A 22,415-nucleotide genomic window follows, 5' to 3' on the forward strand; every position below is an offset into this window, starting at 1 on the left:
AAGGCATGTGGATCAGCTTGTCTCATCCGGCCGTCGGCGTGGCAAGCAACCACAGGCCGAAGATCGTGTAGGCAATCATCAGCATGGTGAGCGGCAACTGGCTGAGGGCGGCGCGCGATGGCACCTGGTGCAGTCGCCAGGCCAGTCCATGGGCAACGAGCACCGCCAGCATGTGCCCGGCGATGATGATGCCGGCCTGCAGGTTCCACAGCCACCAGGCGGAGTGGGCCCCGGCGACGATGCCGGCCTCGATCTGCATGTCGGCGGCGCCGAACAGGTTCCATCCCAGCGCGAACGGGTCGGACAAAGCGGCAATCGCATACTGGCCGTCGACCAGCAGCGCCGTCAGATAGTGCGCGACATGATAGGCGAGCGCGATCGGTACGATCGACCAGACCAGCAGCCCGGCGGCCTCTCCGTGGGAATGTCGGCTGCCGGCAAGGCGCTGGCCGAGTATGACGGCCAGCAGGAATGCCGCCGCGAGCAGGACGAAGGTCAGCACGAGGCCAAAGCTGCTTATGCCGATGAGCGCGGTGCGGCCGGGATATTCCAGCGGGTTGATGCCGAACAGGCCGAGCCAGAAGAAGGTTTTCGACAGGCCGTCGAAGGACACCGATGACAGGCTGAGCAGCAGGAAAGCGATGCCGCTTGCCGGCAGGGGCGCTGCGCCGAGCAGTTTTGAGCCCGGCCAGCAGAGAGCGAGCCGCCCGTGTTCATCGCGCTCGACAAGGGCGAAGCGCGCCACCATGGCGAAGAACATCGTCAGGAATTCGCCGCGCCGGCTCCAATCGCGGTAGCCGAAGGCGAGCATGGCGATGAAGGTAAGCAACCAGTAGAGGCCGGCGGCATAGGCCAGCCGCGCCGGGTCGTCGGGCGCCGGGTCGATCAGCTCGAACCAGGCGAAGGCGAAGAACAGGATAACGGCTGGCCAGCAGCCGAGCCATGAAGGCAAACGCGATTCCTGTCCCTCACCGCCACGAAGCTCGGACAGGCGGCTTACGATCCGCCACGGGCCATACCATGGGTTCAGCCACGACCAGAGATCGCCGAACAGGCCTTGCGCGATGGCAAGGCCGACCCAGAGCAGCGTCCAGATGGTTAGCGGCAGCGGATTGGAGAGCGGATCGCGGCTGCCGAACAGGCCGGCGGCGTTGAGCGTTGCGAAGCCGGCAAAGGAGATGAGGCTGATGATTGTGCGAGGGGGGTCGGCGAATGGGAAGAGCGGCAGGCGGCGGCGCCAGAAGCGGTGGAGGGTTGCGGGTGGCAGCAGGGCGAGAACGAGGAAGCTTACCGCGACGGCAAGCGCGCCGCCGGCGATGTAGTAGCCGGTCGGCAGGAGGAGGACGTGACCGCGGTCGGAGGCGTGCGCGAGGGCGGGGGTGGGGAGGAGTGTGAGGGTGGTGGTGATAAGGGTTGGCCGGTGACAGCCGCGCTCTACGACGCCCCCCTCTGTCCTGCCGGACATCTCCCCCTCAAGGGGGGAGATTGGCAGTTGCCCTGCCGGCGCTGCCTTTGCAACGTCGGAGATTAGCGAAGGCGGAGATGACGGGGTAATCTCCCCCCTTGCGGGGGAGATGTCCGGCAGGACAGAGGGGGGTGGGCGGGAACTCACGCTATCGCGATTTCCATTTCGTCCAGCAAGGCACCCGCCGACCCTCAAACCTTGACCAGCTGCTCCACGCGATCCTTCGCCCCAAAAATCCGGAGATAGCGCTCGATCTCCTTCTTGTCGCCCGTCGCTTTCGCCGGATTGTCCGACAGCTTCACCGCCGGCCGGCCATTGGCCTCCGTCACCTTGCAGACGAGCGATATCGCATCCAGGCTGTTGGTTTCGGTCGGCGCGCAGCCTTCGAAATCGTTGGTGAGGTTGGTGCCCCAGCCGAAGGACATGCGCACCTTGCCCTTGAAGTGCCTGTAGGTCTCCTCGATGGTTTCGACCTCGAGACCGTCGGAGAAGATCAGCAGCTTCTGCCTGGGGTCCTTGCCCTTCTCGCGCCACCAGTCGATGATTTTTTCGCCGCCTTCGATCGGCGGCGCGCTGTCGGGGCGGAAGCCGGTCCAGTCGGCGACCCAGTCCGGGGCGTCGCGCAGGAAGGATGCGGTGCCGAAAGCGTCGGGCAGCACGATCAGCAGGTTGCCGCCGTAATAGCGCTGCCAGTCCTGCAGCACCTTGTAGGGTGATTCCTTCAATTCCTTTTCCGACTTGGCGAGGGCGGCAAAAACCATCGGCAATTCATGCGCGTTGGTGCCGAGCGCTTCGAGGTCGTTGTCCATCGCCAGCAGCACGTTCGAGGTGCCGGTGAAGGCTTCGCCAATGCCTTCCTTGAGCGCCTCGACGCACCAGCGCTGCCACAGGAAGGAATGGCGGCGGCGGGTGCCGAAATCGGAGATGCGGATGCCGGGCAGCGCCTTCAAGCGTTCGGTCTTGGCCCACATCTTCCCCTTGGCGCGTGCATAGAGCACGTCAAGCGCGAAGGGACCGAAGGCGCGCATGGCGGCGCGGGAACGAAGCTCATTGATGATCGCCAGCGCCGGGATTTCCCACAGGGTGGTGTACATCCAGGGACCGCTGAAGGAGAGCTCGTACTGACCGTCGCGCTTGGAGAGCTCGTAGTCGGGCAGCCGAAAACCTTCCAGCCAGGCGAGGAATTCCGGCTCGAAGATCTGCTTGCGGCCATAGAAATTGTTACCGCCAAGCCAGATCATCTCCTTCTTGGAGAAGCGCAGCGTGCGGGCATGGTCGAGCTGGTCGCGCAATTCGCCTTCGTCGATGTCGTCGGCAAGCCGCACCGAGGTAGTGCGGTTGATCAGTGAAAAGGTGGCGTCGACCTTGGGGTACATGCCCCAGATCATCTGCAGCATCAGAAGCTTGTAGAAATCGGTGTCGAGCAGGCTGCGGACGATCGGGTCCAGCTTCCAGGTGTGGTTGTAGACGCGCCGCGCTATATCAGTTCTTGCCATGTCCTGCCGTCGCCTTCGCTGCTCACGTCCTTCTTACGCAATTCCGGACGGGAAACCGCCGCACAGTTTTCCTGGAATTGCCCGGCAAGAGCTTATTAGCATTGAATTTTTGAAAGCGCCTCCCGCTTTCCGGGCTGGCCCGACAAAAAGCAGTCGCTCCGGTCCAGCCTCAACTCTTGGCGCCCACCACCCGCAGCGCCGGACGCTTCCGGCGGCTGCCGATGCGGCCGGCCACCGGCGCGTCGGCGCGGCTGTCGGCTTGTTCCTTTTCGGCAAACAGCCAGTCGACGAACAATTGCACGATCGGCGCCGAACGCATCTCGTTGCGGCAGACGACATAGAAATCGTCGACCGCCGGCACCGACAGGCTGAACGGCGCCACCAGCAGGCCCCTGGCGAGCAGCATGCTGGCGGTGACGGAATCGCCGAGCGCGACGCCGTGGCCGTGCACCGCGGCTTCGATCGCGGTGCGGGCGTCGCCGAGATGGTGGCGGCGGCCACGTTCGAGGTCGAGCCCATCGGCGGCGGCCAGCCAGGTGTGCCATTCGCGGCCATCATCGCCATGCAGGATGACATGGCCAGCAAGATCCCGGCAGATGCGGAGCGGCCGGTTGTTGATCAGCGTCGGGCTGACCACCGGGAACAGTTCGAGGCCCGACCATTTGCGCATCCAGCAATCGGTCCAGCTGCCGTCGCCATAGAGCACGCAGACATCGACCTGTGGGGCGCGGATGTCCTTGGGGTCGTTGGACGGGATCAGCGTCAACCTGATATCAGGATATTGCGCCATGAAGCTGCCGAGCCGCGGCGTCATCCACAGAAGCAGCAGCGCCGGCACGCAGGAGACCGACAGCGTACCGGCGCTGGCTGGCCTGGTCATGCGCTGGGTGGCGGCGGCGATGCCGTCGAAGGCGGTCGAGACCGCCGGCAGCAATTCGGCGCCGTGCGGGGTGAGCTTTACCCGCTGTCCGGTGCGTTCGAACAGTTTTACGCCGAGTGATTGCTCGAGCGCCTTGATCTGGTGGCTGATTGCGCCGTGGGTGACGTTGAGCTCACTCGCCGCCTTGGTCAGCGAGGCATGCCGCGCCGTCGCCTCGAAGGCGCGCAAGGGATTCAAGGGGGGCAGACGCTTGGCCATGAGCAACCGGATACTCTGTGAGATTTTCTCACAATCAGCACCGTAACAATATCAATTGATTTTTCAATGCGGCTGCCGGACACTTTGGCAGGTCAACAGCATCAATGACGTGAAATCTACAGGCAGCCAGCGGGACAGCGACCCGGCCGGATGATGGTCAGTTCGCAGATGTCGCCACGGCCGCATGCATCAGCCCGCAGGAGGAGACCGACATGGGTTATGACAGAGGCAAGCTGGAAGCCTTGCGCCGCAAGTATGGCGAGAGCCATGGCGGCGAGATGTTCGACCCGAAGTTCCGCAAGGTCGCCGACAAGATCTTCTCCAAGAGCGGCACCCGACTCGCGCCCTACGCCGGCATCCCCACCTTCCTCGCCGCGCCCTATCGCGAAATCGCAGCCGACAATCCCGATTTCGGCGATTTGCAGGTGGCGATCATCGGCGTGCCGATGGATCTCGGCGTCACCAACCGGCCCGGCTCGCGCTTTGGACCCAGGGCGCTGCGCGCCATCGAGCGCATAGGCCCCTACAATCATGTGCTGGAATGCGCGCCGACGCATGAGCTTCGCGTCGCCGACATCGGCGATACGCCGTTCCGCAGCCGTTACCGGCTGGAGATCAGCCACGAAGACATCGAGCGCCGCACCAACCAGATCGTCGATGCCGGCGTGCTGCCGCTTTCGGTCGGCGGCGACCACTCGATCAGCCATCCGATCCTGAAGGCGGTCGGCAAGAAGGCGCCGGTCGGCATGATCCACATCGATGCCCATTGCGACACAAGCGGGCTGTTCGACATGACCAAGTTCCACCATGGCGGCCCGTTCCGCAACGCGGTGCTGGACGGCGTCCTCGACCCCACCCGCACCATCCAGATCGGCATCCGCGGCTCGGCCGAATATCTGTGGGAGTTCACCTACGAATCCGGCATGACGGTCGTGCATGCCGAAGAGGTGACGGGTCTCGGCATCCCCGCCATCATCGAGAGGGCGCGCAAAATCGTCGGCGACGGCCCGACCTACATTTCCTTCGACGTCGACAGTGTCGATCCGGCCTTCGCTCCAGGCACCGGCACGCCGGAGATCGGCGGCCTGACGACGCGCGAGGTGCTCGAACTGCTGCGCGGCTTGAAAGGCCTCAACATTGTCGGCGGCGACGTCGTCGAGGTGGCGCCGCAATATGACGCGACCACCAACACCGCCCATGTCGGCGCCCAGGTCCTGTTCGAGATCCTGAGCCTGATGGTGTTCAGCCCGGCGATCACCGGCAAGGGGGCCTGACGGATTTCACATGCAAAGGCGGCCGCCGCGCTGGAGCCGGCGGCCGTTTCCAAAACAAACAAGCTTCCAGAAGGGGAATACCAATGACAATCCAAATGAAATCAACCATCGCCGCCGCGCTGATGCTCGCCGGCCTCGGCTTCGCCTCCCCGGCCAATGCCGACGCCGTCGACGACATCACCAAGGCCGGCGCCATCAATGTCGGCATCTTCTCCGACTTTCCGCCCTTCTCCTCGGCCAGCGCCGATATGAGCATCAAGGGCTATGACGTCGACGTCGCGCAGGCGATCGCCGATTCACTCAAGGTGAAGCTCAATCTGGTCAGCGTCACCGGCCAGAACCGCATCCCGTATCTCACCGACAAGCGCGTCGATATCCTGATGAGCGTCGGCTATTCCAAGGAGCGCGAGGAGGTGATCGATTTCGCCGCCGCCTACGCGCCCTATTACATCGCCGTCATCGGTCCGGCGGCGCTCTCCGTCAAAGGCAAGGAAGACCTTGCCGACAAGTCGATCGCCGTAAATCGCGGCACGCTGGAGGATACGTCGCTGACCGAGGCGGCGCCGGCATCGGCCGACATCAAGCGCTTCGACAACTACAACTCCGTCATCCAAGCCTTCATCTCCGGCCAGACGCAGCTGATGGTGGTCGGCAATGATGTCGGCGCGCAGGTGCTGGCCAAGCAGGACGCGCTGAAGCCGGAGCAGAAGTTCCAGCTTTTGACCTCGCCTTCGCATATCGGCCTCAACAAGAAAGAGGACCGGCTGAAGACGGCGGTCAATGATGCGGTTGCCAAGATGCTGGCCGACGGCAAGCTCGACGAGAGCTCGAAGGCCTGGCTGAAGACGCCGCTCAATCCCGACAACCTCAAGGATTGAGTTCTCGTGGCCTTTGCCTGGCTCCCAGGTGCTGTGGGCGACATCGCGCGCGGCGCGGCCACGACGATCCTGTTGATCGTCGTGACCACGCTCGTGGGCACGCTGCTCAGCATCCTGGGCGCTGCCGGCCGGCGCAACGGCCCGGTATTCGTGAAGCGCGCCATCGCGGTCTATGTCGAGGTGATGCGCAACACGCCGTTCCTGGTGCAGCTGTTCTTCATCTTCTTCGGCCTGCCCAGCCTCGGCATAAGGCTCGATCCGATCCTGGCCGCCATGCTGGCAATGACGCTCAACATGGCGGCCTACACGATTGAAATCGTCGGCGCCGGCCTCGATGCCGTGCCCGGCGGACAGACGGAAGCCGCCTTGGCACTCGGGCTTCGGCCACGCCAGGTGTTTGTCAAGATCGTGCTGCCGCAGGCGCTCAAGGTGATCTACCCGGCGCTGACCAGCCAGATCGTCATCATGATGCTGGAATCGGCCGTGGTGTCGCAGATCGCCGTGCGCGAGCTGACCTATGAGGCCGACATGCTGCAAGCCCGCACCTTCCGGTCCTTCGAAACCTATTTCGTCGTGACCCTGGTCTACCTCGTCCTGTCCATGGCCTTGCGCCGGCTGCTGGTCACAGGCGGGCGCCGCGTATTGGGGGCAGGTGTCACATGATCGAATTCACCTTCTGGGACATCGTTCGCAATCTGCTGCTCGCCGCCCGCTGGACGGTGCTGTTGTCACTGGCCGCCTTCGTCGGCGGGGCGCTGGTCGGGCTGATCGTGCTGTTCTTCAGGACCGCAGAGAATAAATGGAGCCAGCGGGTCGCTTCCGGCTACATCGCCCTGTTCCAGGGAACGCCGCTGTTGATGCAGCTGTTCCTAATGTTCTTCGGCCTGCCGATGCTCGGCCTGCGCATCGAGCCATGGACGGCAGCGGTGCTCGGCCTGACCTTCTTCGCCAGCGCCTATCTGGCCGAGATCTGGCGCAGCGGCGTCGATGCGCTGCCGCGCGGGCAGTGGGACGCCGGCGCCAGCCTTGGGCTGCACCGTCTGCAGGAGCTCAGGCTGATCATCCTGCCGCAGGCGTTCTCGATCACAAGGGCGCCGATCGTCGGCTTCCTGGTGCAGTTGATCAAATCGACGGCGCTGACCTCGATCATCGGCTTCGAGGAGCTGGTCAGAACCTCCAACGCCATCAACAACGCCACCTTCGAACCGTTCAAGGTCTACGGGCTGGTGGCGCTGATCTTCTTCGTCATGTGCTTTCCACTGACGCAATACGCCCGTACGCTCGAACAACGAGCGGCGGCCCACTGACGCCAGGCGGCGACAGTGCGTGAAGGGAACCTGCCGGAATAGAACGGCATCAACTGAGGAGAAACCAGATGAACAGACTGATTGGAAAATCCCTGACACGGCGCGGCGTGCTTGGTGCGGGCCTCGCTACAGCCGGCGTGCTCGCCATGCCGTCGATCCTGCGCGCGCAGGACAAGTCGCTGAAGGTCGGCGTCTATGGCGGCTACTTCAAGAAATCCTTCGACGAGCACGTCTTCCCCGACTTTACCAAGGCGACCGGCATTGCGGTCGAGTCGGTCGCCGAGCCGACCGGCGAAGCCTGGCTGGTGCAGCTCGAACAGGCGTCCAAGGCCGGCCAAGCCCCGGCGGACCTTTCGATGATGTCGCAGACCTCGACGCTGAAGGGCCAGTCGACCGAATTGTGGACGCCGCTCGATACGTCGAAGTTCAAGCACTACAACGATTTGTTGCCGCGCTTCGTCAACAAATATCCGGATGGTCGCGTTGCCGGCATCGGCGCCGTCGCCTGGTGGATCACGCTGGTCTCCAACACCGATGTCTACAAAGATGCGCCGACCTCATGGGAGACGCTGTGGGACAAGGCCAATGAGGACAAGCTTGGCCTTCTGGCACTTGCCTCGAACTCGTTCCTGCTCGAAGTGACAGCCAAGACCTTCATGGGCGGCACCAATGCGCTCGACACCGAGGACGGACTGAACAAGGCGTTCGAAAAGCTCGCCGAGCTCAAGCCGAATGTCCGGCTGTGGTATCGCGACGAGGCGCAGTTCGAGCAGGCGCTGAAGTCGGGCGAGATCCCGATGGGCCAGTATTATCACGACGTCACCGGCCTCGCGGTCGCCGACGGCTTCCATGTCCGCTCGACCTTCCCGAAGGAAGGCGGCATCCAGGACTCCGGCAATTGGGTGCTGTCGCGCGCCTCGACCAAGGTCGACGAGGCGCATGCATTCATCGACTATATGAGCCAGCCGTCGATGCAGGGTCTGATGTCGCGCAAGGTCGGCACCACGCCGACGCTGAAGAAAGAGGTGCTCGACCTCAAGCCGGAAGAGTTCGCCGCGGTGTCGTCGGATATCGATCCGATCATCCCGCGCTATGACCTCTATACGTCGAAGGCCGACTGGATCAACCAGAAGTGGACCGAGCTGATCGTCGGCTGAGCCGCCCGTTCCGCTTGAAAACTGATCGGCCGCCGGATTTCCTCCGGCGGCCATTTCCTGGAATTGCTCCAGCGCACAGCCTGAGAGGGATGAGCATGTCCGGACTAGATATCAACGCCGTCACCAAAAAATTCGGCAACTTCGCCGCCGTCGACAATGTCCAGCTCAACGTGCCGCATGGCACGTTCGTGTGTCTGCTCGGCCCATCGGGCTGCGGCAAGACCACGCTGCTGCGCATGATTGCCGGACTGGAGGAGCCGACCAGCGGCGCCATCGTGCTCGACGGCGAGGACATCACGCCTTTGCCGACGCACAAGCGCAATCTCGGCATGGTGTTCCAGTCGCTGGCGCTGTTTCCGCATCTCTCTGTCGGCGACAACATCGCCTATGCGCTGCGCATTCGCGGCGCCTCGAAGGAGGAGCAGAAGAAGCGCGTCGACGAGTTGCTAGGCCTCATCCATCTGACCGGCTTTGCCGACCGCCCGGTGGCCAAACTGTCGGGCGGTCAGCGCCAGCGCGTGGCAATTGCACGGGCCTTGGCGCTGTCGCCGAAACTGTTCCTGCTCGACGAGCCGCTGTCGGCGCTCGACGCCAAACTGCGCGAGGCCATGCAGGTGGAACTGCGCCAGTTGCAGCAGCGGTTGGGCATCACCACCATCGTCGTCACCCACGACCAGCGCGAAGCCATGACCATGGCCGACCTCGTCGTCGTCATGGGCCACGGCAGGATCCTGCAGGCGGCGCCGCCGATCGAGATCTACCGCAAGCCGGCCGACGCCTTCGTCGCCGACTTCATCGGCATCACCAATCTGCTGCCGGCCGAGATCGACAGCACCGGGCGCACCACCATTCTGGGCACAGCCATTCCAGGTCTTGCCATGCCGGCGGGTCAGACTAAAGCGTCTGTATCGGTCCGCCCCGAGGATGTGCATCTCGGCAGCCCCGGCGGCTCGGCCATTACCGGCGAGGTGAGTTTCGTTCGCGATCTCGGCGGCACCATCGAGACCTTCGTCGATGTCGGCGGCACCAGCATCATTGCCGTGACCACGCCGCGCGAACGGCATGACGTGCCGGTCGGCGCCAAGGTCGGCGTAACGCTGCCGCCCGGCAGCTGCGTGGTGCTCGGCGCATGAGACGCGAGGCTCCGAAGTCGCTAGCCGACTACACGCCGCTGTTCTTTCCGGCGCTGATGCTGATCGTCTTCTTCGTCGTGCCGTTCTCGACGATGATCGCCGTGAGCTTCTTCAAGCGCAATCCGTCCGGTTTCTACACGCCGGATTTCGTGTTCGACAATTACGCCCGCTTCCTGTCGGTATTCTTCGGCGGCGTGCTCGGCTTTTCACTGATGCTGGCGGTGCTGGTCGCCGTCTGCTGCGTGGCCATCGCCTTCCCCTTCACCTACCTCCTGACCCGCCGGCCGCGCCGCGTGCAGACGCTATGGCTGGTCGGCCTGCTGTCGGTGCTGTCGCTGTCGGAAGTCATCATCGGCTTTGCCTGGTCGACGCTGTTTTCGCGCACGGCGGGCATCACCAATCTGTTCGTGGCGATCGGGCTGATGGACAAGCCGGTGGCGCTGCTGCCGACCTTCGGCGCGGTGCTGACCGGCATGGTTTACCAGGCGCTGCCCTATACGATCCTGGTGCTTTACCCCGCTTTGGTCCGCCTCGATCCGACTCTGTTAGAGGCCGCGCGCACGCTCGGCGCCTCGCCTATCCGGGCCTTCTTCAACGTCGTCGCGCCGGCGCTGCGCAACACCATCGTGGCGACGCTGATCATGGTCTTCGTCTTTGCGCTCGGCTCCTATCTGCTACCGCAGATTCTGGGACGCCCGCAACACTGGACGCTGTCGGTGCTGATCACCGACCAGGCGATCTACCAGTCCAACATGCCGTTCGCGGCCGCAATGGCGGTGTTCCTGGTGCTGATCTCGCTGGCGCTGGTCGGACTGACGCTGCTCGTCGGACGAAGGGAGAACGCCCTATGACCGCGACCTTGCTGCGCCGTGTCTATTTCACCATCGTCGCGCTGTTCCTGGCGGCGCCGCTGATCGTCGTCGCCGGCGTGTCGGTGAATTCGCGGCAGGAGCTCTCCTTCCCGCCGGTCGGTTTCTCGCTCGCCTGGTACGCTCAGATCTTCACCGATCCGGAATGGCGGCTGGCGCTGATCCATTCGGTGACGCTGGCCGTCTGCTCGGCGGCCATTGCCGTGGCGGTCGCGCTGCCCCTGGCTTGGTTCCTGTGGCGGCGCATCGCGCCATGGGCGAACATCTTCCAGGTGCTGGGGCTTGCCCCCTTCATCCTGCCGCCGGTCATCACCGCGCTCGGCTTCCTCTCCTTCTGGGCGACGGTCGGGCAGTTCGGCCAGTTCTTCACCGCCATAATCAGCCACGCCATCTTCTTCGTGACGCTGCCGCTGGTGACGCTGTCGCTCGGCTTTGCCTCGATCGACCGCTCGCTGGTCGAGGCCGCGGCGACCATGGGCGCCGATGACCGCACAGTGCTGAAAACCGTGGTGCTGCCGTTGATCCTGCCCTACCTCGTCTCGGGATACGCCTTCGCCTTCGTCTTGTCGCTCAACGAATACATCGTCGCCTACATGACGATCGGCTTCACCACCGAGACGCTGCCCATCAAGATCTTCAACGCGCTGCGCTACGGCTACACACCGACCATGGCTTCGGTGTCGGTGTTCTTCGTCGCGGTGGCGGCACTGGTGTTCGGCTCGATCGCCAGGTTCGGCGATATACGCAGGCTGCTCGGCGCGATGTCGTCGGACGGGAGCTGAGCGGACCCAGGCCAAACGAGAACGGCCGCCGAACCCGGCGGCCGTTTTGCTTTTAATGGCTGAAGACGAGCGGCGGCGCGATCCTATCCCGCCGCAGCCAGCGCGCGAGCAGCAGCACCGCCACGACGGCCAGACCCGACGCAAGGCCGATCCAGATGCCGACGCCGTGCAGGCCGAAATGGAAGGCGAGCAGCACGCCGAGCGGCAGGCCGATGCCCCAATAGCCGATCGCGGCATAGATCATCGGCACCTTGGTGTCGTGCAGGCCGCGCAGCATGCCGGCGGCAACAGCCTGCGCGCCGTCGAAGATCTGGAACAACGCGGCAAAGGCCAGGAACGACACGGCCAGCGCGATCACCCTGGCGTTGGCCGGGGCGGTCATGTCGATGAAGGCGCCGATCAACAGATGCGGCCACAGCACCATCACCAGCGCCATCAGCGCCATGGACGAGACGCCGATGACGAAGGCGGTCCAGCCGGCGCGCGAAACGCCTGCCGGATTGCCTGCGCCATGCGCCAGCCCGACACGCACGGTGACCGCCTGGTTGAGGCCGAGCGGCACCATGAAGGAGATCGAGGCGATCTGGATGGCGATAGCGTGCGCGGCCAGTGAATCCGCATCGATCAGGCCCATCAGCAGGGCCGCCGCGTTGAAGATCGTAACCTCGAAAGCGAGGATGCCGGCGATCGGCATGCCGAGCCGCAGCAGACCCTTGAAACGCGGCCAGTCGGAGCGCCAGAAGCGGCCGAACAGGCGGTAGCGGCGGAATTTCTTCTCCAGCATCACTACGGCTGCCAGGCCGCAGAACATCAGCGTGCTCGACAGCGTCGTCGCCAGCCCCGAACCGGCAATGCCCATCGAGGTGACGCCGAGATTGCCGAACATGAACACCCAGTTGAAAAAGGCGTTGCAGGCAACGGCGACGAAAACGATGACCAACGCCCAGCCTGGCCGCTCCAGCGCCGAGATGAACGAGCGCAGCACGATATAGCCGTAGAACGGCAGCACCGCCCATTCCAGCCAGCGCAGATAGATGCCGGCCTGGTGGGCGAGCGCCGGCTCCTGGCCCATGGCCAGCAGAATGGCCTCGCCATGCCACAGCACGATCCAGATCGGGATCGAGATCAGGATCGCCAGCCACAGGCCCTGGCGCACGGTACGGCGCAAATCGCGCACCGAATAGCGCCGGCGGCCAAGCTCGGTGGCGATCATCGGCGAGGTCGCCAGCATCAGGCCGAGGCCGAAGATCAGCGGCATGAAATAGAGATTGGCGCCAAGCGCGCCGCTGGCCAGCGTGTCCGCGCCCAGACGCCCCATCATCATGACGTCGGTGGCGGTCATCGCGGTCTGGCCGAGATTGGTCAGCACCATCGGCCAGGCCAGCGCCAGCGTCGCCCTGATTTCCTGACGCCAAAGATTTTCCGGCGCACGAGCGCCGGCTTCGATCGCAGACATTGTCCTGCTCTTTCCGATTGCGGCGCGTCGGCAACGAGGCCGGAAGCCGCACTTCCAAACGGCAAAACCTTCGGTTTCGCAGCGTTTGCGTCGTTCTATTGGACGAAATGCGGCATGAAGGCAAGGGAGGACGGGCAGCCGGCGATTGAGCCAGAGGCGGGAACCCTCCTATCCGGCTGCCCTTATTTGTTTTACGCAATTCCGGACGGAAAACCGTTACACACTTTTCCTGGAATTGCTCTAGATCAGCCGATGCTTTCGCCGCCGTCGATCACCAGTGCCTGGCCGGTCATGAAGGATGAGCGGTCGGAGACGAGGAACAGGATCGCTTCGGCGATCTCTTCGGCGCTCGCCCAGCGGCCCATCGGAATCTTGGTGCGGACATAGGTCTCGATCGCCTCGCGTCCGCCCATCTGGGCGATGAACGGCTCGTTGAAGGGCGTGTCGACCCAACCGGGGCAGAGCGCGTTGACGCGCACATTGTGCCGGGCATAGTCGAGCGACATCTGCCTGGTCATCGCCACAACCGCATGTTTGGAGGTGGCATAGGCGATCATTTCGCGATCGTAGAACACGCCGGAATTCGAGGCCGTGTTGAGGATGACGCCGCCGCCTTGCGCGACCATTGCCGGCATGACCAGCCGCGCGGCCAGGAACTGCGCCCGTACATTGATGCGCCAGGACGCATCCATACCATCGACTTCGACCTCGGTCAGCGTGCCGCCGACCTGGATGCCGGCGTGATTGTGCAGAATGTCGATGCGGCCATTTTTGCCGAGAGTGCCTGTGATGAGCTGCCCTACCGCCGCGTCGTCAGAGACGTCGGTGACAATGGCCTCGGCCTGCCCGCCAGCCGCGCGGATACTCGCCGCTGTCGCCTCGCCGCTGGTCTTATCCCGGTCGGCGATGACCACCAGCGCGCCTTCCCTGGCCATGATCATGGCGCCGGCGCGGCCGATGCCGGAACCGGCGCCCGTCACCACGGCGATGCGGTCTTTGAGGAGCATGAATTTGTCTTTCAGCTGGATGGCTTGTTCAGTTTGACGGCTGGCGCTGGCGCAGCTGCCATTGGGCAAGCACCACCAGAAGAACCGAGGCGACGAGCACGATGGTGGCGATGGCGTTGATTTCCGGCGTCACGCCGCGCCGGATCGAGGCGAAGACATAGATCGGCAGCGTCGTCTGCGCGCCGGCGACGAAGAAGGCGACGATGAAATCGTCGAAGGAGAAGGTGAAGGCGAGCAGGAAGCCGGCGATCACCGCCGGCATGATCTGCGGCAGCACGATCGAGCGAAACGTCGTCAGCGGCGTGGCGTAGAGATCGCTCGAGGCCTCGACCATGTTGCGGTCGAGGCTGGCGAGACGCGTGCCGACGATCATCGTCACCAACGCCATCGAAAACAGGCCGTGGGCGGCGATGATCGATCCATAGCCGAGCGACAGGCGCGGCGGCTGGTCGTTTGGCCAGATCGAGGCGAGGAACGGGTTGAGCACGCCAAACAGCTGGACCAGCGCGACGAGCGTCGAGATGCCGATGACGACGCCGGGAACGACGATCGCGGCACCCATCAGCGCGTCGAAGACGGCGCGGGTTCTGAGCCCGACCCGCGCCAGGCCGAGTGCGGCTGCCGTGCCGCACACCGCCGCCAGAAGGGCGCTGGTGGTGGCGATGAACAGGCTGTTCTTCAACGCCTCGACCAGGAACGGGTTCGACAGCGCCGTGCCGTACCACTGCACCGAAAAGCCGGTGAACTCGCTGGCATGGCGGCCGGCGTTGAAGGAAAACAGCACGACCAACGCGATCGGCAGATAGAGGAAGGCGAAGACGGCTGTGACGAAGGCGCGCATCAGATCAGATCCACCCTGCGGGCGCCCGACACCCGTGTCGAAATGCGGTTTGCCGCGATCAGCACCACCACCGAAACCGCCACCAGCGTGATGGCGATGGCCGATCCGAACGGCCAGTTGCGCGACTGCAGGAACAGGTCGACCAGCGCGTTGCCGATGAAGAACACCTTGCCGCCGCCAAGCAGGGTCGGGATCAGGTATTCGCCAAGCAGCAGGATCATGACCAGCGAGAAACCTGTCATCACGCCCGGCAGCGACAGCTTCAGGGTGACACCCAGAAAGGTCGAGAGCGGCGTCGCGCCGAGATCGGCGGAGGCCTCCAGCAGCCTTCGGTCGAGCCGCTCGAGACTGACATAGATCGGCAGGATCATGAGGGGCAAATAGCCATAGACGATGCCGAGCAGCACGGCGCCCGGCGTGTTGATCAACCTGACATCCTCGATGCCGACAAAGGCCAGCAGTGCGGGAATGCCGCGTCCGCCCAGAATGTACATCCAGGCATAGGTGCGCATCAAAAGGCTGGTCCAAAAGGGAATGACGACGAGCGCAAGCAGGATCAGTCGCCAGCGTTGCGGCGCCTTCAGGGCGAGGTAGTAGGCAACCGGGTAGGCGACGAGCAGGCAGGCAAGCGCGCCCACCGGCGCCAGCATCATCGTGTTCCAGAAAGCAGTCGCCCGCGCCGGAAGATTGGCATACTGCGCCAGCGTGAAGGCGGCCTGATAGCCGCCCTCCGGCGCCCGCTCGCCGACGCTGAATACGGCAATGGCGATGAACGGCAACACCAGGAACACCACCAGCCACGCCGTGGCCGGTGCGAGCAGCAGCGCTGTCAGAAAATTGTGCCGAAATCTGTTGCCGTGCATTAAACCGCCCCGATGCCGGCGGACCTAGGCCCGCTGGTTTTCCGTTTGCGTCAGGCCAGCCTCAAGCCGACTTGAAGCGCGCCATCAGTTCGGCGCGGCCGGGGTCGGTCAGCGTCGCCGCCGCACCAAACTCCAGCGGTGTCAACAGGTCGGCCGCCGGGTAAAGGATCGGATTGTCGAGCACTTCCTTGGGCAGCAGTTTGTTGACCCGCGCGTCGGTCGAGGGCGCGCCATTGGCGAGATGCTCCTTCACAGCAACCTCCGGGGTCATCAGATAATTGAGCAAGGCATAGCCGGCCGGCTTGTTCGGCGCGTCCTTCGGGATGGCGTAGAAATCGGTCCAGATTTCGCCGCCCTCCTTGCCCAAGACATAGGCGATCTCTGGAATATCGCGATGCAGCTGTGCGCCATCATTCGTCCAGCACATGGTCATCCAGGCGTCGCCCGCCCGCATGCCCGGCTGGTAGTCCGAAGAGACCGCGAACAGATGCGGCTTGACCTTGAGCAGCAGTTCCTCGGCCTTGGCGAGTTCGTCCTGCTTCAGCGAGTTGAAGGAATAGCCGTAATATTTCAGCGCGTTGCCGATGGTGGTCAGCTGGTAGTCATGCACCATGGTGCGGCCATCACCCTCAGCCATGGCGACGTCCCAGAATTCCTTCCAGCTGGTCATCGGCTTGGCCAGCTTCTTGGTGTTGACGGCAAAGCCCGTGGTGCCCCAGTTCTTCGGCACCGCGCAGGTCGTGCCGTCGATCGTGCCTTCCGAGGTGAAGCGCGGGTCCTCCTGGGAGCCGTCGAAATTCGGCAGCTTGGCCATGTCGAGCGGATCGATGATGCCGAGTTTCTTGTAGGTCGAGATCGTGTAGTTGGTCGGCACGAACAGGCTCCAGCCCGAGGCGCCGGCCTGCAGCTTGGCAAGCATCTCCTCATTGGAGCCGAAGACGTTGACCTCGACGGCGACGCCGGTGTCCTTCTTGAAATTCTCGAAGGTCTGCGGGTCGTGATAGTTCGGCCAGGTGGCGATCGACATGCGGTCGCCGAGGTTTTCGGCGGCGAAGGCCGGCGTCGGCATGATGCCGAGCTCGCGCGCCATCACCGCGGTTGCGATGCCCAGGCCGGTGAGGCCGATGAAATCGCGGCGGCCGATCGAGCCGCGCTTCAGGCGCATCAGCTGGTCGACGAAGTTCTCAGGGCTAATCGGCAGTCCGTCACGATATGATTTCGACATTTTTTGCTACCCTCTGGTTGGTCCCGTTGTTCTTGGTCTCCGGAAACGCCAGCGGCGTCCCGGAGGCAAAGCCGATGGCGACGGGTTCACCCGGCTTGAAGAGATTGCCATGGCCGATCACATGGTCGGCCTTGGCCAGCAACGTTCCGATGCCCTGGACCTCGATGGCGTATTCCGCGGTCGAGCCCAGGAAAATCCGGTTGCGCACGATGCCCTTGAACGGGCTGCCTTCCGTGGCGCCGAGGCTGAGCGATTCCGGACGCAGGCTGACCGAAACGGTCTCGCCCTGCTGCAAGGCGGTTCGTTTGCGCGCGGCAATGACGGTTCCGTCCGCCAGCGTCACATTGACCAGATCGCCTGTATGCCCGGCAACCTTGCCGCTCAACAGATTGGTCTTGCCGACGAAGTCGGCGACGAACAGGTCGGCCGGCTCGTCATAGATCTCGCTCGGCTGGCCGAGCTGTACGATGCGGCCGCCATTCATGACGCAGACGAAATCGCTCATCGACAGCGCCTCCTCCTGGTCGTGGGTGACCAGCACGAAGGTGATGCCGATCTCGCGCTGCAGGTTCTGCAACTCGATCTGCATGTCGGTGCGCAGTTTCTTGTCGAGGGCCGCCAGCGGCTCGTCGAGCAACAGCACGGCCGGCTTGTTGACCAGTGCGCGCGCCAGCGCGACGCGCTGCTGCTGGCCGCCGGAGAGTTCGTGGATCTTGCGGCGGCCATAGCCGGCGAGCCGCACCATTTCGAGCGCCTCGCCGGCGCGCCGGCCGATTTCCCGCGACGACAGGCGCGGCCGTGCCTGGCGCAGCCCGTAGGACACATTGGCTTCGACATCGAGATGCGGAAACAGCGCGTATTGCTGGAACACCATGTTGACCGGCCGACGATAGGGCGGCGTTCCGGCCATGTCCCGGCCACGGATGAACACCTGGCCTTCGCTCGGCTGCTCGAAGCCGCCGATCATGCGCAGGCATGTGGTCTTGCCGCAGCCGGACGGTCCGAGAAGGGCGACAAAGGCGGAGGGGGGCACAGCGAGATCAATGCCGCTGACGGCGGTCACAGCGCCATAGCGCTTGGTGACGCCGCGAAACTCGATGTCGGGCACTGCGGTCAAAGTGCTGGCTCCAGCAACAGGGCTATTCCAGGACGCTACCAGAGCCAATGGCGTCTAGTATATACCTCGCTGGTGGTATATCTGATCTATTTTCTCGTTTGAGGGGGTATAGATTGAGTGCGTCCCGCAGCGACGAATACAGCCGGCTCGCAGCCCTTGTCGCGGCGACACGGGAGACGAGCGGCGACCTGTTCGGCAAGGCAATGGTCGGCTGGTTGAGCCAGCATGTCGGCTTCGACCACTGCGTGATCTTCGGTTACCGCGGCGCCTCGCGACCGCCGCTGCTGTTCGAAACCTTCTCGCCGGCCGAGAGCCATGTCTTCGTCACGCTCTATCAGGAAGGACCCTATCTGCTCGACCCATTTCATCACGCGGCGGTGGAGCGCAAGGAGGGGTTCTGGCGCATGCGCGAACTGGCGCCCGACCGCTTCTATGCCAGCGAGTATTTTCGCACCTACTATAGCCAGACAAGGCTGGCCGAGGAGGTCGGCTTCTTCGTGCCGCTGCCCGGCAAGGATGCGCTGGTGCTGTCGCTGATGCGATTGCACGCCTCGGGGCCCTTCGGCACCGCCCATGCCAGGCTGCTGCGCGACATGGCGCCGGCGGTGATCGGTTTCGCCCGGTTGCGCTGGCCCGCACTTTCGGCCGAGGAGCAGGACGAAGCGGAGCAGGGCGAGACGAGCGCCGCCGTCAACGAGTTCGACCGCGCCCACATTTGGGAAAGCCTGTCGCTGACCCCGCGCGAAAAGCATGTCGTCGATCTGGTGCTGCAGGGGCATTCCACCGAGTCGATAGCGAGAGCCATGCGTATCGTGCCGGGAACGGTGAAGGTTCACCGCCGCAACATCCACCGCAAACTCGGCATCAAATCCCAGGCCGGGCTGTTCGCCCGCTTCATCGAGATCATCGAGAGCCGGCGTTGAACTCGCTGAGGCAGACATCGTTCACTTGCGGGCGACAGACTGCTACGGATTACCCGAAACCAGTCGCTTCCTCATACGCCCCGGAGAGCAGACGATGGCATTCAGGCGCAGAAAGAACACGGCCGCGATCCCTCGCACGGTGCCGGCTTTCGAGCACATCGTCACCGAGGCGAGCGACAGTTTCCTGTGGCGGCTCGACGACTATCCCTGGGAGCGCAATGTCTGGAATTTTCATCCGGAATACGAGATCCATCTCCTGAGGAAGTCTTCCGGGGTCGCGCTGGTCGGCGATCACATCGGCGAATTCGGGCCGGGCTACCTGAGCATCGTCGGCGGCGGGCTGCCGCATGACTGGGTGACATCGGTGCAACCCGGCGAGCTGATCGAAGGACGCGACATCGTGCTGCAATTCGATCCGCAGCGGCTGCGCGGCTCGGCGGGACTGCTGCCGGAGCTGCGCGAACTGGAACCGTTCCTGGAGCGATCGCTGCGTGGCATCGTCTTCCATGGCCGCGCCGCGCTCGACGGCGCCGCGCTGATGGAACGGATGGGCACGGTGCACGGGCTCGCCCGGTTTTGCCTCTTCCTCGAACTGGTCGATCTGCTGGCCAGGACAGACGAATACGAGCTTTTGTCCTCGCCGGATTTCTCACCCGCGCTCGACGCAACCTCGCTGGACATCATCCAGCGCACGCTGACCTATCTCTTCCAGCATTTCGCCGAGGACCTGAAGCTGCCGGAGGCGGCGGAGCTGGCGGGGATGAGCGAAAGCACGTTTTCGCGCTTCTTCCAGAAGAACACCGGCAACAGTTTCAGCGACCACATCGCCAAGCTCCGGCTCTGGCAAGCCTGCAAGCTGCTGGCGGACACCGATATTCCGATCACCGACATCTGCTTCCAGGTCGGCTACATGAACATCTCCAACTTCAACCGCGCCTTCCTGCGCAAGCACCGGATGACGCCGTCATCCTACCGCAAGCTGTCGAAGCAGCGGATGACGATGCGCGCCTGAAAACCGGCCTTCCTCACTCCATCGGTACTCATGTGACAGAGGCCGTGCAGGCGGGCCGGATTTTGCAGCGCACAATGCATAAAAGTACAGGTCTGCTGCAACGGGGCTTCTAGCGCGGCCTTTAGCAACTCCTCATTTTGGCGATGGGTGGCTTGTCGCTCGGGCGATGGCGAGGATCGCGCAACCGAAGACTTCCGCTTCCTGCGACTGTTCCTGGAGGAGAAAATCAATGAAACCAATTCGGCTCGCTGCGAGCATAAGCGCAGCTTTCATGCTTACCACGACCCTCTCGACCATGGCGCTGGCGGCGCCGGTCTGCTCGGCGCCGGTCAAGGTGCTGGCGCAACCGCGTGACGGGCTGACGCTGCTGGAAGCGTCCAAGGACGAGTTCCAGAAACTGGCCGGCGCCAGCTTCCAGATCGACTATCTCAACGAGAACGACCGCCGGGCAAAGTCGCGCGCCGATGCGTCCACGGTCGGCAACTACAACGTCTACTATGTCGACGAAGCCAATGTCGCGCTGTTCGCCTCGTCGAAATGGATCGTGCCGCTCACCGACTATTACCCGGCTGACTACGACTACGCCGATTTCGACCCGGGCCGGCAGAAGGTCGCCACCTATGACGGCAAGGTGTGGTTCGCGCCGCTGACCGGCGGCGGCGACCTGATGGTCTACCGCAAGGACATTCTGGAAGCCGCCGGCATCCAGCCGCCGAAGACGCTGGACGAGTTGATCGCCGACGTGCCGAAGCTGACCGATCCCGACAAGGGCATGTACGGCATCGCGCTGCGCGGCGCGCGTGGCTCGGGCGCCAATGTCTGGCGCTGGATGCCGTTCTTCAAGGCCTATGGCGGAAAATGGTTCGACGGTGACAAGCCGGCTTTCAACTCCGAGGCCGCGGTCAAAGCGACCGAGACCTATCTTAAACTGTTCAAGGATTCAGCGCCCGGCACGCAGACCGGCAGCTGGGATGAATCGACCGGCGCCTTCCTGTCGGGCCAGGTTGCCATCTTGGTCGAATCGACGCCGCTGTCGGGCATGGCGGTCGACCCGAAGACCTCGCAAGTGGTCGGCAAGATCGGCTTCCTGCCGCCGCCCTCGCCACTGACCGGCGGCGGCTACGGCCACGGCCTCGCCATCGCCGCCAAGGCCAATGCCGATGACGCCGCGAAGCAATGCGCCGGCCTGTTCATCGCCTGGGCGACGTCGAAGGAGAACGAGAAGCGCCGGCTCGACGCGCACCAATTCGGCGAGCTCAACCGCACCAGCGTGCTGTCCAGCAAGGAGTTCGCCGACATCTATGGCGCCGATCTCGGCCAGGCGCTTGCCGATACCGGCAAGGTGACGGCGGTGAACTTCTGGCAGGATCCGCGCTGGCCGGATCTCGGCGACCGCTGGGGCATCATCCTGGAAGAGCTGGTCACCGGCACGCGCACCGACGTCAAGGGCGGCCTCGACGAACTCGAGGCCTACGCCAACGAGCTGGTGAAGAAGAAGTAATCCTCCCGCCCGCCGCGCGGTCCACGGCATTCGACCGGATGCCGGGACCTGTGCGCCGCGGGTTCTCCCCAAAAAGGCACAGCCCGAGGATAGGCAATGCGCCGACGCTCTTCCCTGCCCGTGACGTTTCTGGTTCCGACGCTCGCCATTCTTCTGGTGCTGTCGATGGTGCCGACGCTGTACGCCATCGTCATTGCGCTGCAGAATCGCGAGCTGAGCTCGTCGAACTATTCCTGGGTCTGGCTGTCGAACTTCATCGACCTGTTCGCCGACCGGCGTTTCCTCAACGCGGTCTGGGTTTCGGTGAAGTGGGAAATCGTCACCGTGGTGGCGACGATGATGGTGGCGATCGGGCTCGGCGTGCTGATGTTCGAAGTAGCGTCGCCGCGGCTGCGCAACATCTACTGCCTGCTGTTCATCATCCCGGTGCTGTTGCCGCGTGTCTCGGCGGCCTTCGTGTGGAAGTTTGCCTATCATCCGCTCTACGGCATCGCCACCTATCCCTACAGGCTGATCACCGGCGGGTTGATCTTCGACCCGCTGTCGAAGCCGTCGACGGCCCTGTTTGCCGTCGCCTCGGTCGATGTCTGGCAGTGGGGACTGTTCTTCGCGGTCATCGTGCTGAAGCTTCTGGAGACCTTGCCGCCGCAGCCGATCGAAGCGGCGCGGCTCGACCACGCCAAACGCTGGCAGATCCATGCCTATGTGACCTTGCCTATGCTGAAGGCGCCGCTGATCAGCCTGATGTTCGTCAAGATGATCGAATCGCTGCGCTCCTTCGACCTGATTTATGTGATGACGCGCGGCGGGCCGGGCGTGGCGACCGAGACGCTCGACATGTACGCCTTCTCGCAAGGCTTCATCGAATCCGGCAAGGTGTCCTATGCCTCGGCCATGGCGGTGCTGATGATGATCGCGACTGTCATCACCTTCACCATGCTGTGGAAGCGGGTGCAGGCATGAGGCCGTAT

At 63.8% G+C, this 22,415-nt stretch carries 21 protein-coding genes; 12 read left to right on the plus strand and 9 right to left on the minus strand.

The window, feature by feature from the left end; all coding sequences use genetic code 11:
• Positions 1 to 22: 22 nt before the first annotated feature.
• The 3 genes from X756_RS152640 to gcvA all read right to left on the minus strand — a co-directional run bounded on the left by X756_RS152640 (position 23) and on the right by gcvA (position 4,099).
• Positions 23 to 1,465 (minus strand): hypothetical protein, encoded by a 1,443-nt coding sequence (locus tag X756_RS152640; protein WP_023729760.1) that lies wholly within the window; start codon positions 1,463 to 1,465, stop codon positions 23 to 25.
• A 191-nt stretch (positions 1,466 to 1,656) separates the two neighbouring features.
• Entirely contained in the window at positions 1,657 to 2,961 is a 1,305-nt protein-coding gene (gene pncB, locus X756_RS152635; RefSeq protein WP_023683568.1) for a nicotinate phosphoribosyltransferase, read from the minus strand.
• A gap of 169 nt (positions 2,962 to 3,130) precedes the next feature.
• On the minus strand, positions 3,131 to 4,099 hold the full coding sequence (gene gcvA, locus X756_RS152630) for a transcriptional regulator GcvA (protein WP_023671280.1): 969 nt from the start codon (positions 4,097 to 4,099) through the stop codon (positions 3,131 to 3,133).
• A gap of 212 nt (positions 4,100 to 4,311) precedes the next feature.
• On the opposite strand from gcvA, the gene speB reads away from it, so the two are divergent.
• From speB to X756_RS152590, 8 genes are all read left to right on the plus strand, one after another.
• Positions 4,312 to 5,373: an agmatinase gene (speB, locus tag X756_RS152625; protein ID WP_023729761.1), complete on the plus strand. Its 1,062-nt coding sequence runs from the start codon at positions 4,312 to 4,314 to the stop codon at positions 5,371 to 5,373.
• A gap of 83 nt (positions 5,374 to 5,456) precedes the next feature.
• The gene (locus tag X756_RS152620) at positions 5,457 to 6,251 is read left to right on the plus strand and encodes a transporter substrate-binding domain-containing protein (RefSeq protein ID WP_023729762.1); all 795 of its coding nucleotides are present in this window, start codon (positions 5,457 to 5,459) and stop codon (positions 6,249 to 6,251) included.
• 6 nt (positions 6,252 to 6,257) lie between these two features.
• Positions 6,258 to 6,914, plus strand: coding sequence for an amino acid ABC transporter permease (locus X756_RS152615; protein WP_023683571.1), 657 nt, complete (start codon positions 6,258 to 6,260; stop codon positions 6,912 to 6,914).
• Positions 6,911 to 7,558 (plus strand): amino acid ABC transporter permease, encoded by a 648-nt coding sequence (locus X756_RS152610; protein ID WP_023729763.1) that lies wholly within the window; start codon positions 6,911 to 6,913, stop codon positions 7,556 to 7,558. Before X756_RS152615 ends, X756_RS152610 begins: the two co-directional genes overlap by 4 nt.
• Before the next feature lie 77 nt (positions 7,559 to 7,635).
• Complete coding sequence (locus X756_RS152605; protein WP_031193903.1) at positions 7,636 to 8,715, plus strand: extracellular solute-binding protein; 1,080 nt, start codon at positions 7,636 to 7,638, stop codon at positions 8,713 to 8,715.
• 95 nt (positions 8,716 to 8,810) lie between these two features.
• Positions 8,811 to 9,848: an ABC transporter ATP-binding protein gene (locus X756_RS152600; protein WP_023695892.1), complete on the plus strand. Its 1,038-nt coding sequence runs from the start codon at positions 8,811 to 8,813 to the stop codon at positions 9,846 to 9,848.
• Positions 9,845 to 10,699 carry an ABC transporter permease gene (locus X756_RS152595; protein ID WP_023695891.1) on the plus strand — a complete coding sequence of 285 codons (855 nt, stop codon included), beginning with the start codon at positions 9,845 to 9,847 and terminating at the stop codon, positions 10,697 to 10,699. The genes X756_RS152600 and X756_RS152595 overlap by 4 nt, the downstream gene beginning before the upstream one ends.
• Positions 10,696 to 11,499 carry an ABC transporter permease gene (locus tag X756_RS152590; RefSeq protein WP_023729764.1) on the plus strand — a complete coding sequence of 268 codons (804 nt, stop codon included), beginning with the start codon at positions 10,696 to 10,698 and terminating at the stop codon, positions 11,497 to 11,499. Before X756_RS152595 ends, X756_RS152590 begins: the two co-directional genes overlap by 4 nt.
• A 52-nt stretch (positions 11,500 to 11,551) precedes the next feature.
• On the opposite strand, the gene X756_RS152585 is transcribed toward X756_RS152590, so the two are convergent.
• From X756_RS152585 to X756_RS152560, 6 genes are all read right to left on the minus strand, one after another.
• Positions 11,552 to 12,955 carry an MATE family efflux transporter gene (locus tag X756_RS152585; RefSeq protein WP_023729765.1) on the minus strand — a complete coding sequence of 468 codons (1,404 nt, stop codon included), beginning with the start codon at positions 12,953 to 12,955 and terminating at the stop codon, positions 11,552 to 11,554.
• 245 nt (positions 12,956 to 13,200) lie between these two features.
• Complete coding sequence (locus X756_RS152580; protein WP_023683575.1) at positions 13,201 to 13,962, minus strand: glucose 1-dehydrogenase; 762 nt, start codon at positions 13,960 to 13,962, stop codon at positions 13,201 to 13,203.
• Between the two features lie 28 nt (positions 13,963 to 13,990).
• Complete coding sequence (locus tag X756_RS152575; RefSeq protein ID WP_023729766.1) at positions 13,991 to 14,803, minus strand: ABC transporter permease; 813 nt, start codon at positions 14,801 to 14,803, stop codon at positions 13,991 to 13,993.
• Entirely contained in the window at positions 14,803 to 15,666 is an 864-nt protein-coding gene (locus X756_RS152570) for an ABC transporter permease (RefSeq protein ID WP_023729767.1), read from the minus strand. Before X756_RS152570 ends, X756_RS152575 begins: the two co-directional genes overlap by 1 nt.
• Before the next feature lie 61 nt (positions 15,667 to 15,727).
• Positions 15,728 to 16,891, minus strand: coding sequence for a spermidine/putrescine ABC transporter substrate-binding protein (locus X756_RS152565; RefSeq protein ID WP_023729768.1), 1,164 nt, complete (start codon positions 16,889 to 16,891; stop codon positions 15,728 to 15,730).
• Entirely contained in the window at positions 16,872 to 18,008 is a 1,137-nt protein-coding gene (locus X756_RS152560; RefSeq protein WP_023729769.1) for an ABC transporter ATP-binding protein, read from the minus strand. Before X756_RS152560 ends, X756_RS152565 begins: the two co-directional genes overlap by 20 nt.
• 113 nt (positions 18,009 to 18,121) lie before the next feature.
• On the opposite strand from X756_RS152560, the gene X756_RS152555 reads away from it, so the two are divergent.
• The 4 genes from X756_RS152555 to X756_RS152540 all read left to right on the plus strand — a co-directional run bounded on the left by X756_RS152555 (position 18,122) and on the right by X756_RS152540 (position 22,407).
• The gene (locus X756_RS152555; protein WP_023729770.1) at positions 18,122 to 18,931 is read left to right on the plus strand and encodes a helix-turn-helix transcriptional regulator; all 810 of its coding nucleotides are present in this window, start codon (positions 18,122 to 18,124) and stop codon (positions 18,929 to 18,931) included.
• Between the two features lie 94 nt (positions 18,932 to 19,025).
• Entirely contained in the window at positions 19,026 to 19,943 is a 918-nt protein-coding gene (locus tag X756_RS152550; protein ID WP_023671262.1) for an AraC family transcriptional regulator, read from the plus strand.
• 229 nt (positions 19,944 to 20,172) lie between these two features.
• Positions 20,173 to 21,444, plus strand: a complete 1,272-nt coding sequence (locus X756_RS152545) for a sugar ABC transporter substrate-binding protein (protein ID WP_023693095.1) — start codon at positions 20,173 to 20,175, stop codon at positions 21,442 to 21,444.
• A gap of 96 nt (positions 21,445 to 21,540) precedes the next feature.
• Positions 21,541 to 22,407 carry a sugar ABC transporter permease gene (locus X756_RS152540; RefSeq protein ID WP_023729771.1) on the plus strand — a complete coding sequence of 289 codons (867 nt, stop codon included), beginning with the start codon at positions 21,541 to 21,543 and terminating at the stop codon, positions 22,405 to 22,407.
• Positions 22,408 to 22,415 lie beyond the last annotated feature (8 nt).

It is taken from the genome of Mesorhizobium sp. LNJC405B00, assembly GCF_000502615.1.
Classification (GTDB): domain Bacteria; phylum Pseudomonadota; class Alphaproteobacteria; order Rhizobiales; family Rhizobiaceae; genus Mesorhizobium.